Genomic DNA, 12,146 nt, shown 5'->3' with positions numbered 1-12,146 from the left:
TTTGCCTCCACCATAAGATAGCAGTACGGGTGCATTTTGAACATCAATTACCCAGAACAGACCCAAAAGTCTGTTCCAGAACAGTTGAGTGAGAACGGTTGACTAAATTTAATCCTTGGGGACGAAATTAAGAGCAGCAGAATTCATGCAGTAACGCTGACCGGTAGGTTTTGGCCCGTCGTTAAATACGTGACCGAGATGAGCGTCGCAAACAGCGCACAGTACCTCTGTTCGGCGCATGAACAAAGTGTTATCGGACTCACACTTGACATTTTCTTCGCTAACGGGAGCGTAGAAACTCGGCCAACCGGTACCGGAATCGTACTTTGTTTCTGATTTAAATAGCTCAGTGCCGCAGCAAATACACTTATAAGTTCCGGATTTTTTGTTGTCGTGATATTCCCCGCTAAAAGCTCTTTCTGTTCCTTTTTTGCGGGTGACTTTAAACTGTTCTGGCGTGAGTTGTTGTTGCCATTCAGCGTCGGTTTTTTTAACTTTTTCAGTCATGATTAGAGGTTGGGTTAAGATGTATTTAGCTGTTGAGTGTTGACGGTTAACTGTTGAGTGTTGACGGTTAACGGTATATTCCTAGTTAACTCAGGCTTCCATTAATATTAACCTAATTGGCTCGAAATGAACATACCAGGGAAAATGATTGTCCTTAATAGCCCTCCAGTTTTCCTTGAAAAATTCGGCTTGCAAGTGATAATCTTGGGAATCATTGGGAGGCGAGTGCAATTTGAGATATAATGTCACCCGGTGCGGAGTTTCCACAGTCGAGGCGATCCAACAAGCAAAAGTATTTTCACGATCGCACCCGCTAACAAAAATCAGTTGATGAGCCCGAATTCCCACAGAAACTAGAGATTTGGGAATTGGTTCAACTACACTCAGAGTACAGCCCCAGTCGATCGCCTCCACGAGAGTTTCTGCGATCGGTTTAGCTGCTGAGAAATTCTTGCAGCCCGTCAACTGTGCGACAGTGGAGTTGCCAGGGCGATCGAAAATGTTCTCTTTGGTATCAAAGGCGATCGGCCTTCCCTCGGCCAATACCAACAGATTTTTGCACACCCGGTAAACTTCCTCTAAATTGTGGCTGACTAACAAAGTAATTCCCCGATAATTAGCCAGAGTCTGCATTAACTCCCCTTCCAGTTGACTGCGTAAGTGAGTATCCAAAGCAGAAAACGGTTCGTCTAACAGCAGCAAATCGGGAGAAGGGGCGATCGCCCTCGCCAAAGCCACCCGCTGCTGTTGGCCCCCCGAAAGTTCGTGCGGGTAGCGGTTTTCCAGTCCCGACATTTGCACCGAAATTAGTTGTTCTTTTACCCGAATTTTTTGCTCGCTTTCAGATAAATGCTGCAAGCCAAACGCAATATTTTGAGCAACAGTCAGGTGAGGAAATAAAGCATAGTTTTGAAACAAAAAACCGATGCGGCGGTCTTTAGAAGCTACATTAATGCCCTGTGCTGAGTCAAATAAAACCCTGCCATTGACTGCAATTTTACCGCTCCTAGGAGTTTCCAAACCGGCGATGCAGCGCAGAGTCATGCTCTTACCAGAACCCGACGCGCCCAAAATTCCCAGCACTTCCGGGCCGATATCAAAGCCTACATCCAAAGCAAAGCCTGAGAGAGGTTTAAAAATGTTTAAACAAAGTCCGCTTTCCGGTTGTTTTGTTGTGGAATTTGTGGTAAAATAAGAGGCAGCTTGGGAAAAATTAGATTCCAGTTTTTGAATAGAATTTGGTTGGGGCGATCTCTTTTGTAACTCAGTCCAAAAATTAACAACAGTTAGCACGCTCAAAGAAATACTCAGAATAATCAAAACCCAAATAGCAGCTTGCCTCATATCCCCTGCTTCCACAGCAAAATAAATTGCCATCGGGATAGTTTGAGTTTGTCCGGGAATATTCCCCGCTAACATCAGCGTCGCGCCGAATTCACCCAAAGCGCGAGCAAATGCGAGAATAGTTCCTGCTAAAATTCCCGGCCATGCTAGCGGCAACATAATGCGCCAAAAGACTTCCCACTCCGAGGCCCCCAAAGTGCGGGCTGCATTGAGAAGATTGGCATCAATTTGCTCAAAAGCTCCCAAAGCAGTTTTGTACATGAGGGGAAATGATACAACTGTGGCAGTAATGGCGGCGGCTTGCCAAGTGAAAATTATAGTTAAGTCGAATTGTAGCAAAAATTGCCCGATCGCCCCATTTCTCCCAAACAGCAGCAGCAGCAAAAATCCGACGACTGTCGGCGGCAAAACTAAGGGAGAAATTAAAATGCCTTCAATCAAAGCTTTACCTCTGATGCGAGTTGAAAGCATCCACCGGGCGGCCGCTATTCCCAGAAAAAAGGTGATAAATGTCGCAATAGCGGAGGATTTTAGAGATATCCAGAGCGGAGAAATATCAAATTCCATCTATAAATACATCCGCGTTAATCAGTGCTTATCTGCTTTCATCAGCGGTAAAAAATCCCTAATTAATTAGTTATCGAACTATGCCAAATCCGTATTTCTGAAATACTATTTTAGCGCGATCGCCCGCCAAAAAGTCAACAAACGCTTTCGCAGCACCCGGATTGCGGCTGTTTCTGATAACTGCCAGCGGATAAACAATGGGCGAGTGCAAATTTTCGGCAGCCGTTAGCAGCACAGTTACTTTGTCGGAGGCTTTGGCGTCAGTCGCATAAACTATGCCAGCATCAACGTTACCGCTTTCGACAAATGTCAGCACTTGGCGGACGTTATTTCCCAGCACTAATTTTGGCTGGAGTTGCTGCCACAATCCAAGCTTAGTTAACATTTCCTGAGCGTATTGGCCCACAGGTACGCTTTTCGGTTCGCCGATCGCAATTTTCTTGATTCTGACATCTGTCAACTGTTTGAAATCGCTCAAAGCAACACCGTTTTTGGGAGTAATCAAAACTAGACGATTTGTCAGCAAATTGCGGCGCGTGTCGTTAATTAGCAGGTTAGATTGCTGCAATTCGTTCATTTGTTGTGTAGCGGCGCTTAAAAATACATCTACCGGTGCTCCTTGCTGGATTTGCTGTTTTAGAGCGCCGGAAGCACCGAAATTATAAGTGATAGTAATATTGGGATTGCTGCTTTGATAAACAGTCTTGATTTCCCCTAAAGCTTGCGACAGACTGATAGCAGCAGATACAGTTAAAGAGGTTCGCTGCTGCGCTGTTGTTGGGGAAACGCTTGGAAACAAGTTCCAACTAATCAGCAGTGTCAGCGCTACAGCGGCTGCGACGATCGAGTTGAAAATACGTTTTCTTTCCACAGGGCTATCTTCTAATTTGCCATAGGACAATCTACACTATTTGTAGTAGTAAGGTGCGCCGCGCACACCTTACAAGTAGAGTCTGTTTGTCCAGGATTATCATCTTCTAATGACTGATGACTGCTGACTAATGACTACGATCGCCATTTGACGGAACAGCCTATCGCCTCTGTAGTTGAAGGCTCAACGGGTTGGCTGTTGAGCAATTGGTCGATCGCACTCCGCAGATAAGAAACCTGCACCGCCCCCGGATCGTCGGCGTTGTCGTCAATTAAACCTTTATAGCGCAATCTGCCGTCTTGGTCTAACAAAAAAACTTCCGGCGTTTTAGAAGCCCCAAAACTTTCAGCTACATCTTGAGCAACATCTCGGATGTAGGGGAAGTTGAGTTGATTGTTGGCTGCAAAAATTTTCATGTTCTCAAAACTGTCGTCGGGATGCTGGTTTGCATCATTAGCATTAATCCCGATTAAAGTAACATCTCGATCTTGAAAATCTGCTTGAAGTTCTTTCATGCGATTGAGATACAATTGCACGTAAGGGCAATGATTGCACATGAATATCACCGCTATCGCCCGAAATTTTTCTAAATATCGAGCTAAATGGTGAACTTCGTCGTCAACTCCCGGCAGTTCAAAATCGGGAGCGTAGCCGTTAATGGGAGTACCCGTTGTATCGATTAGTAAACTCATATTTTCAGGAGGTGAAGAGCAGTATTTGCCAGCATGAAAGATGAAACTGTCAGCACGAATAAAATTGGCTGTTGTTTGGCTGTAGCTTAATTCTAGCCTTGCCAACAGCCTATTGTGATTCGTACTTCGCGATTTATTCCTCGTCTGGCTTTAGCCAACCTTGAGCCAGAGCTTGGTATCCAATAAGTTTATATGCTAATTTGGCGGCGGTAAATTCTGAGACTACAGAATCTACAATAGGTGCTAATTCCATAATGTCACACCCGATTACTTCGTAGGACTCGAAGATGCGGCGCAAAAATGCGGTGAGGGAATACCAATTTAACCCGCCCGGTTCGGGTGTTCCCACCCCTGGAATTAAAGTCGGATCGATGCCGTCTAAGTCGATCGTCAAAAATACCCGCTTAGTTGTGATACTGGCAATTGCCCGATCGGCCCAATCCGGTTGAGTAGCGATTTCCCTAGCTCGAATCACGTTTAGCTGTTTTGCTTTAATCAAGTCTGCTTCTTCTTTGCAGATAGCGCGAATCCCGATTTGCAGTGTCGGTAAGCCCATATCTACAATACGCCGCATCACGCAGGCGTGGTTGTGAATCGAGCCTTCGTACTCGTGCCGCAAGTCGCCGTGGGCGTCGATTTGCACGACTGTGAAAGGTTCGTTTGGGTATGCTTGGCGATAACCTTCGACAACGCCGGCAGTGATGCTGTGTTCGCCTCCGAGGGAGATGACAAATTTATTTTCGGTAACTAGCTGGTGGACTGCGGCTTGGGTGACTTGCAGCATTTCTGAGGATGAAACCGGTTGCCTGTTGCGGGTATCGGCGATCGGCTCTTGTGTATAAATTCCGACATCGTAGCAAACTTCGGAGTCCAATTCTTCGTCGTAGCACTCGAGTTGATGAGAAGCTTCTAGAAGTTTAGCGGGCCCGTTTTCGCACCCCCGGCGGTAAGTGGTGGTAGCTTCGTAGGGAATTGGTAAGATAACTACTTTGGCGGTGTCGTAGTCTGGTACGATTTCTGACCCCAGAAACGGTACGACAGCAGTGGAAACGATCGTTGGCATAAGGGAAATTTTAATACAGCAAAGAAGTCAGCAGGTTTAATCGTGACATAATATCGGCTCTAACTGCAAAGGAAGAAGGAAGAGGAATTAACCGCAGAGGGCGCAGAGGGCGCAGAGGGAGGAGGGAAGAGGGTTTGGGATTTATGTCCTAGCGGTTGCCTCGAATTGCGATACGGTTTGTAGTAATGACTTGAGTTCTTTGCAGGCTTGCATTCATCTAAAATCTAAAATCTAAAATCTAAAATCGCATGACATCTTCTACTCCCACTTCGTCAATTGCTGTTGTCCCTCAAACTTGGCTGTGGAAAGGCTTTCCCATTTGCTACCATGCTGCGGGTTCCCAGGGGCCTGCTGTGGTGTTTGTCCACGGTTTTGGTGCGTCTTGGGGCCACTGGCGCAAGAATTTGCCGGCGCTGGCTGCTGATTGCCGCTGTTATGCGATCGACCTCATCGGTTTTGGCGGTTCTGCTAAACCCGCGCCCAAACTTGAGATTGACTATACTTTTGAAACTTGGGGACAGCTAATTGCTGATTTTTGTCGGGAAGTTGCGGGCGGGCCGGCTTTTTTGGTGGGAAATTCGATCGGCTGCGTGGCAATTATGCAAGCGGCTGTTGATTTTCCCGATATTGCTTCTGGCGTAATTTTACTCAATTGTTCCCTGCGCTTGCTGCACGATCGCAAACGCGCCGAATTGCCTTGGTATCGCAGTTTTGGAGCGCCCATCGCACAAAAAGTTTTAAATGTCAAGTGGATAAGTCAATTATTTTTTAAACAATTAGCAACGCCAAAAACAGTAAAAAAAGTGCTTTTGCAAGCTTATCGCCGTCCTGAAGCTGTCAGCGACGAACTGGTAAATATGCTGCTGAAACCTGCCAAAGACAGCGGCGCAGTAGAAGTATTTGTGGCATTTATCAGTTATTCTCAAGGCCCGCTACCGGAGGATTTGTTGCCGCGTTTGAGCTGTCCGGCTTTGATTTTGTGGGGGACAGATGACCCTTGGGAGCCGATCGCATTGGGGCGAGAATTGGCAAAGTTTCCGGCTGTTGAAAAGTTTATTCCTTTGGAGGGAGTGGGCCATTGTCCCCAGGATGAAGCGCCGGAATTGGTCAATCCTATTTTACTCGATTGGATTAAAGAGCGATCGGCATTTGCAGAACAGTAAGGATTCAGGTCACTGAACTCCTTGCTGGGCAAAGACTTTAGATATGGAGCTTGATACTAAATCAATCTCTATTCTCAATAAACCACGAAAAACTGTCACTTCTCCTCGTTTATTGACAATTAACCACGAAAGACAAAAACCCTTATTTTGCCCTAAAACCCTTGCCAGACAAGCGTTGGAGCCGCAAGTTTTTAGACCTGAATCCTTACGCAGAACATTAGTGCTTTTGCTCCTTTCATCTGCGTGAATTAGCGTCAATCCATTGTCATCTGCGGTTAACACATTCTCTTTTTTTAACCGCAGATGATGGCAGATTAACACAGATTAACGCAGATGATTTATATCAATTTCGGTTGCAACATCGGTGATTGTTGACTGTTAACTGGATTTTACTATTCCGATGTTACCGGAATTGATATTACACGAATATGAAACTATCAGGGGTAAAGCCGCCTTGAATTACAGCTATTTGGTCAGATGTACCAGCCAAATTGATGGAGTTACCAACAATAGTGTAGTCAGAGAGACTCCCACGTAACTGAATGCGATCGATTCCCTGTTGGAAATCCTGAATCAGTGCAACTCCTGTTCCCGGATAGTATGTCTTGGTCGCATCACCGAGAACAAAAATATCTCTACCCCGACCCCCAATCAGCACATCCGTTTCACTGCTTCCCGGTGTCGCACTCAATGGATTTACTCCAATCAGGGTATCATTGCCGCGCAAACCTGAGAGTGTATCGTTACCATCTCCTCCTACTAAAGAATTGTTTTGGATGTTTCCGGTAAGGACATCTACATTCGGAGTTCCTGTGACATTAACGAAATTCTCTACAGTAAAATTCAGAGTGCCGATACCGGGTAAATTGTTAACCGCCAAACGATTCTGCGACAAATCCACATTAATAGAAGCTGTGCCGCTACCTGTAGAAGCATCGATGGTATTAATCTGCTCTAAAGGAGCAATTATTTGTTCTATATTTTGCAGGGTATCTGTACCGGCTGCGCCTTTATCTACAATACCTTTAGCCTCAATGGTAATGCCGCTGCCGAGGGAAAGATAGCTAATTGTATCCGTGCCTGCTCCTCCAGTTATGGTATCTGTGCCGCTACTGCCTAGGATAAAGTTATCTAAACTATCTCCGGTAATATTGTCGTTTCCTCCTGTGGTGCTAATACTGTTAGCTGGCGGAGGGGGTGGAGTTGGGTTTTGGGGAGGTAAAGCAGAATTCGTAAGTTGTGCTTCCTGATTTTGAGGAGGAGGATTGCCACCCGGTGCGCCTTGATTTTGGGGAGGAGGATTGCCAGGTGCGCCTTGGTTTTGAGGAGGAATATTGCCGATTTCACCCTGGTTTTGAGGAGAAATATTGCCGATTCCGCCCTGGTTTTGAGGAGGAATATTGCCAATTTCGCCCTGGTTTTGAGGAGGTGGATTGCCCAGTGCGCCTTGGTTTGGGGGAGGTTGGTTGCCCGCTGCGCCTTGATTTTGAGGGGGATTGCCCGCTGCGCCCTGATTTTGCCCTGGAGGATTGCCAGGTGCGCCTTGGTTTTCGGGAGGATTGGCAGGTGCGCCTTGATTTTGGGGAGGTTGGTTGCCCGCTGCGCCTTGATTTTGAGGAGGAGGATTGCCCAGTGCGCCTTGATTTTGGGGAGGTTGGTTGCCCGCTGCGCCTTGATTTTGGGGAGGTTGGTTGCCCGCTGCGCCCTGATTCTGCCCTGGAGGATTGCCCGCTGCGCCTTGGTTGTCGGGAGGATTGCCCGCTGCACCTTGATTTTGGGGAGGTTGGTTGCCCGCTGCGCCTTGATTTTGAGGAGGAGGATTGCCAGGTGCGCCTTGATTTTGGGGAGGTTGGTTGCCCGCTGCGCCTTGATTTTGGGGAGGATTGCCCGGTGCATTGATTGAATTAGGAAATAGTGCTGGCATGATGTAATTACCTGGATTAATTTTCTAAGTTTGAAGCAGTTGTCAGGCTAAAGAAATGAATTATCGATCTGCCTTTGAGTTAGTCTCTACAATCATTAAGCTGGTGGAATATGACATTTATTCCTGTCCTAGGATTACAGTTTTGTAATGTGAAGAAATTAGCGTTGTTCCGAATTTTGAGGTACATTACGATCGCCGGGTGGACGCGGCGGAATGCCCAGAATTTTAATCAACTCTGCTTCGGTGACTCCCAACTTTTTCGCTGCACCGGGAATATCTAAACGAGGACGGGGCGGTGGGCTGGACGGGCGATTATTTTCGCTTGGTGGTTCCGGGGGTTTGGCGGGTAGGCCCAAAGCTTCGATTAACTCCGCTTCGGTGACTCCTAATTGTTTGGCTGCTGCGGCAAAATCTATACGGGGCGGGCGTCTCCGCTCTTGACTGGGTTCTGGTTGGCTCTGGGCTAGTACAGTATTAGAATTAGCTGTAGTTTGATCGGGGAAACTCAAGCTGCTAAATCCCAGCAGCAAGGCTGTAGCAGGTAACGCAAGTAGTGAAGTAATTTTCATGATAGTTACGATCGCCGACCTAAAAATGTTTATAAATACATCAAATTCCCCAAACATTACCTGCAACAGTGCGGATGGATTACAGTTTTGTAATTTAAGTAAATCCCTGATAGCCGTATAATCGCAACCGGATAGGTAAATCTATGAATGTTCTATACGTTGAAGATGAAGAAAAAATCGCCAATTTTGTTTGTATGGGCTTGAAAGAACAAGGCTTTGTTGTGGATTATTGCGATAATGGCAATGATGGCTATGGGCGGGCGATGGATAATGAGTACGATGCGATCGTCCTGGATATTGTATTGCCGGGAAAAGATGGATTATCTATTCTCAAACATCTGCGAAAGGCGGGACGCAACGTACCCGTGATTTTATTAACTGCTCGCAATGAACTGGACGATCGCATTGAAGGGTTACATCTCGGTGCTGATGACTATTTGGCTAAACCGTTTTTTGTTGAGGAGTTAGTTGCTCGGATTTATGCTGTGGTGCGGCGGGCTTCAGGCGGTGGGCAAAATATTCTGAGCGTTGGCCCTGTTAAGCTCGATCGCATTCTCCGAGAAGTTACTTGCGATCGCCATGCGGTAGAACTTACAAGCCGCGAGTTTAATCTGTTGGAATATCTAATGCGATCGCCCGGTAGGGTACTCACCCGCACGCAAATCCTCGAACATATTTGGGGTTATGATTTTAATCCGAATACGAATGTAGTAGATGTATGTATTCAACGCATTCGCAAGAAAATTGAACCGATTGGCGGTACAGGATGGGTTGAGAGTGTGCGGGGCGTTGGCTATCGGTTTCGCAAACCAGATTCACCATCATGAAACTCCAATCTTTCCGCTTTCGCATTGCTCTATCATCTTCTGTTCTTGCAAGTATTGCTCTGATTGGCTTTGGAGTTGTTTCCTGGTGGTTGATTTACGATGCTAAAGTCAAGCGTCTTGATGCTGGAATAGAAACTCAATTAATCCACGCTACCCGCCCGCGATCGCCCGAATGGGATGCTTATACTGATTCTTTGCCATTACTTTTGGGCATGAATGGAGAAACAACCGTGGCTTTGCTAGTGGCTCAAAGAGATGGTAATTTAATCTACAAATCGAGCCAGTGGCAAGATGGACTTGATGCGAATTCTATCTGGCGATCGTTGCCGCTACACCCTGCTAATCCTGACATAATAGATTTTGAATCAGAACCTCCCCCCCGACAAAATCCACTAGATCCACCACCTCCGGATCGCCTCAATTTATTTCCACCGCCCGAAAGCAGACCCCCATTCAATCGACCCCCACACGATAGACCTCCACACGATAGACCTCCACACGATCGACCTCGACAGGATAGACCCCCATTTGATAGGCCGCCATTCGATTCACTTCATCCTCCTCAAGTGCCCAAAGCTAAGCTAGCAACCCAGCATACTAGGACTGCAATTTGGCGTGTTGGCGCGATTAATTCTCCTTATAATCAAGCAGCCATCGCTGTTAACTTACAAGCGATCGATCGGGAAATGGCATCGATTCGCAATATCTTTCTAATTTCTATTCCCGTAGTGCTTTTACTCGTAGCGGGTGGAGCCTGGGTCATATCGCGGAGTATTCTCTATCCAATTGAGCGACTCACGATGGCAATTCGCAATGTTACCGTGCAGGGGCTAGATCGGCGTGTCCCTGACGGAGCAACCGATATAGAGTTTGTAGAATTAATTTTTGTGTTCAATCAGATGTTAGAACGTCTAGAACGAAGTTTTAAACAAGCTTCTCGTTTTAGTGGAGATGCTGCTCACGAATTAAAGACTCCGCTGGCAATTTTGCAAGGTCAACTCGAACGAGCTTTGCATCAAGTTGAATCGGGTTCTCAGGTGCAGCAGACGCTGAGTAATTTATTGGATGAAGTGCGCCGTTTGAGTGAAATAACCCGTAAACTTCTCTTACTTTCTCACGCCGATGCCGGACGTATGGGTTTACATTTGGTTGAGGTGAATATGTCGGCTTTGCTATCGGAAATTGCCGAAGATATGGAACTGCTGGCACCGCATTTAGATGTACAAATGGCAATTGCTCCTAATTTATATATCAAGGGCGATCGTGATTTGCTGGTGCAGGTTTTGCAAAATCTCGTTGGTAATGCGATTAAATATAATTTACCGAAGGGTTGGCTCAGGTTACAGGCTAAATGTCAGGGAAAAAGAGTAATTGTGAAAATTGTCAATAGTTCTCAGGATATTTCTTTGAGGGAGCGCGATCGCATTTTTGAGCGCTTCCATCGCGGTGACTCCACTCAGAGCCAAAAAATAGAGGGATCGGGATTGGGCCTAAGTTTAGCAAGGGAAATCGCACGGGCCCACGGCGGCGATATCAAGCTAGATGCTGCAATACTTGGTCAAACAGGGTTTATACTGAGCTTACCTGTGGGCGATCGCGATTAACCTTATAGCAGTGAAGCAGGACGAGTTATCTTAGGTAAGACTTGGGCTAATTCGGATTTTTAAAGTTAATAGGTTCCTAGTCCATCATAGCAGGGTAAGAGCATCTCAATCAAGCTTTACAAAAGGAGTTGATAACAGTCATCATATAATCATTATTCATAGAAGCCTGTTTAATTTTTTGACGAAGACTACGCTGCAATGTTTTCTCCTGATTAAGAGCGTTAAGTGCTATCCGTCTCAGGATGGCAAAATTACGAGGACTATGACCTGAACGAATCCGACATTGATCCTCATGGAACGTGACATCTAAAGTCCAATGAACTTGGTTTTCAATAGTCCAATGTTGACGAATGGCACGACCAAGATGTTGAGCATCCGCAGGCAGAGAAGTTAGATAAAATTGGACTTCATGAGTCGTTTTGTTCCAGAGATGGCGGATTCTTTCAATAATGACGATGGTTTGCAGTCCCGACCACTGGTCTTGTTGATAAAGACCACCGAAAGCCTCTAAAGGAACCGCCCAAACATAACGTTTTTCAGTGCGATAGTGTCCCTTTTCAATCTGTTGGTTATAACTAACGTTAATGCAGGGTAAGAGCATCTCAATCAAGCTTTACAAAAGGAGTTGATAACAGTCATCATATAATCATTATTCATAGAAGCCTGTTTAATTTTTTGACGAAGACTACGCTGCAATGTTTTCTCCTGATTAAGAGCGTTAAGTGCTATCCGTCTCAGGATGGCAAAATTACGAGGACTATGACCTGAACGAATCCGACATTGATCCTCATGGAACGTGACATCTAAAGTCCAATGAACTTGGTTTTCAATAGTCCAATGTTGACGAATGGCACGACCAAGATGTTGAGCATCCGCAGGCAGAGAAGTTAGATAAAATTGGACTTCATGAGTCGTTTTGTTCCAGAGATGGCGGATTCTTTCAATAATGACGATGGTTTGCAGTCCCGACCACTGGTCTTGTTGATAAAGACCACCGAAAGCCTCTAAAGGAACC

13 protein-coding genes are annotated in these 12,146 nt (G+C 46.0%); 4 read left to right on the top strand and 9 right to left on the bottom strand.

Going from position 1 to position 12,146, the window contains the following annotated elements; translation table 11 throughout:
• Positions 1-108 precede the first annotated feature (108 nt).
• Together msrB and modB are read right to left on the bottom strand one after the other, a co-directional pair.
• Positions 109-507, bottom strand: coding sequence for a peptide-methionine (R)-S-oxide reductase MsrB (gene msrB, locus QUA77_RS24365; RefSeq protein WP_333034636.1), 399 nt, complete (start codon positions 505-507; stop codon positions 109-111).
• A gap of 90 nt (positions 508-597) precedes the next feature.
• Positions 598-2,358 carry a molybdate ABC transporter permease subunit gene (gene modB, locus QUA77_RS24360; RefSeq protein WP_333453055.1) on the bottom strand — a complete coding sequence of 587 codons (1,761 nt, stop codon included), beginning with the start codon at positions 2,356-2,358 and terminating at the stop codon, positions 598-600.
• Here modB and QUA77_RS24355 point away from each other — a divergent pair.
• Entirely contained in the window at positions 2,279-2,488 is a 210-nt protein-coding gene (locus QUA77_RS24355; protein ID WP_333453057.1) for a hypothetical protein, read from the top strand. The genes modB and QUA77_RS24355 overlap by 80 nt on opposite strands.
• Here the strand turns inward: QUA77_RS24355 and modA are convergent, their stop codons facing one another.
• The 3 genes from modA to speB form a co-directional block, all read right to left on the bottom strand.
• Positions 2,489-3,289, bottom strand: a complete 801-nt coding sequence (gene modA / locus QUA77_RS24350) for a molybdate ABC transporter substrate-binding protein (RefSeq protein ID WP_333453038.1) — start codon at positions 3,287-3,289, stop codon at positions 2,489-2,491.
• Between the two features lie 134 nt (positions 3,290-3,423).
• On the bottom strand, positions 3,424-3,981 hold the full coding sequence (locus QUA77_RS24345; protein ID WP_333453053.1) for a thioredoxin family protein: 558 nt from the start codon (positions 3,979-3,981) through the stop codon (positions 3,424-3,426).
• A gap of 133 nt (positions 3,982-4,114) precedes the next feature.
• Positions 4,115-5,044 carry an agmatinase gene (gene speB, locus QUA77_RS24340; RefSeq protein ID WP_333453036.1) on the bottom strand — a complete coding sequence of 310 codons (930 nt, stop codon included), beginning with the start codon at positions 5,042-5,044 and terminating at the stop codon, positions 4,115-4,117.
• 248 nt (positions 5,045-5,292) lie between these two features.
• Here speB and QUA77_RS24335 point away from each other — a divergent pair, with 248 nt between their 5' ends.
• A complete protein-coding gene (locus QUA77_RS24335; RefSeq protein WP_333453034.1) occupies positions 5,293-6,207 on the top strand; it encodes an alpha/beta fold hydrolase in 915 nt (304 codons plus the stop codon).
• A gap of 418 nt (positions 6,208-6,625) precedes the next feature.
• Here QUA77_RS24335 and QUA77_RS24330 read toward each other — a convergent pair whose 3' ends face one another.
• Positions 6,626-8,131, bottom strand: a complete 1,506-nt coding sequence (locus QUA77_RS24330; protein ID WP_333453032.1) for a M10 family metallopeptidase C-terminal domain-containing protein — start codon at positions 8,129-8,131, stop codon at positions 6,626-6,628.
• Between the two features lie 158 nt (positions 8,132-8,289).
• Positions 8,290-8,700, bottom strand: coding sequence for a hypothetical protein (locus QUA77_RS24325; RefSeq protein ID WP_333453031.1), 411 nt, complete (start codon positions 8,698-8,700; stop codon positions 8,290-8,292).
• A 143-nt stretch (positions 8,701-8,843) separates the two neighbouring features.
• Between QUA77_RS24325 and QUA77_RS24320 the strand changes: the two genes are divergently transcribed.
• Both QUA77_RS24320 and QUA77_RS24315 read left to right on the top strand, forming a co-directional pair.
• Positions 8,844-9,527 carry a response regulator transcription factor gene (locus tag QUA77_RS24320; RefSeq protein ID WP_333034626.1) on the top strand — a complete coding sequence of 228 codons (684 nt, stop codon included), beginning with the start codon at positions 8,844-8,846 and terminating at the stop codon, positions 9,525-9,527.
• Positions 9,524-11,131 carry an ATP-binding protein gene (locus QUA77_RS24315; RefSeq protein WP_333453029.1) on the top strand — a complete coding sequence of 536 codons (1,608 nt, stop codon included), beginning with the start codon at positions 9,524-9,526 and terminating at the stop codon, positions 11,129-11,131. The genes QUA77_RS24320 and QUA77_RS24315 overlap by 4 nt, the downstream gene beginning before the upstream one ends.
• A gap of 109 nt (positions 11,132-11,240) precedes the next feature.
• On the opposite strand, the gene QUA77_RS24310 is transcribed toward QUA77_RS24315, so the two are convergent.
• The gene (locus tag QUA77_RS24310; RefSeq protein ID WP_333453027.1) at positions 11,241-11,741 is read right to left on the bottom strand and encodes an ISAs1 family transposase; all 501 of its coding nucleotides are present in this window, start codon (positions 11,739-11,741) and stop codon (positions 11,241-11,243) included.
• Positions 11,738-12,146: ISAs1 family transposase (locus QUA77_RS24305; RefSeq protein ID WP_333453025.1), on the bottom strand; the 409-nt coding region annotated here is incomplete at its 5' end. The genes QUA77_RS24305 and QUA77_RS24310, both read right to left, overlap by 4 nt.

The organism is Microcoleus sp. K5-D4 (assembly GCF_036704575.1).
Taxonomy (GTDB): Bacteria; Cyanobacteriota; Cyanobacteriia; order Cyanobacteriales; family Microcoleaceae; genus Microcoleus.
This window is presented reverse-complemented; position numbering and strand designations above follow the sequence as displayed.

What these genes read in the sequence shown, in the direction of transcription:
- msrB (WP_333034636.1), bottom strand. Translation starts at nt 507, where the DNA reads ATGACTGAAAAAGTTAAAAAAACCGACGCTGAATGGCAACAACAACTC.
- QUA77_RS24355 (WP_333453057.1), top strand. Translation starts at nt 2,279, where the DNA reads ATGCCTTCAATCAAAGCTTTACCTCTGATGCGAGTTGAAAGCATCCAC.
- QUA77_RS24345 (WP_333453053.1), bottom strand. Translation starts at nt 3,981, where the DNA reads ATGAGTTTACTAATCGATACAACGGGTACTCCCATTAACGGCTACGCT.
- speB (WP_333453036.1), bottom strand. Translation starts at nt 5,044, where the DNA reads ATGCCAACGATCGTTTCCACTGCTGTCGTACCGTTTCTGGGGTCAGAA.
- QUA77_RS24335 (WP_333453034.1), top strand. Translation starts at nt 5,293, where the DNA reads ATGACATCTTCTACTCCCACTTCGTCAATTGCTGTTGTCCCTCAAACT.
- QUA77_RS24330 (WP_333453032.1), bottom strand. Translation starts at nt 8,131, where the DNA reads ATGCCAGCACTATTTCCTAATTCAATCAATGCACCGGGCAATCCTCCC.
- QUA77_RS24325 (WP_333453031.1), bottom strand. Translation starts at nt 8,700, where the DNA reads ATGAAAATTACTTCACTACTTGCGTTACCTGCTACAGCCTTGCTGCTG.
- QUA77_RS24320 (WP_333034626.1), top strand. Translation starts at nt 8,844, where the DNA reads ATGAATGTTCTATACGTTGAAGATGAAGAAAAAATCGCCAATTTTGTT.
- QUA77_RS24315 (WP_333453029.1), top strand. Translation starts at nt 9,524, where the DNA reads ATGAAACTCCAATCTTTCCGCTTTCGCATTGCTCTATCATCTTCTGTT.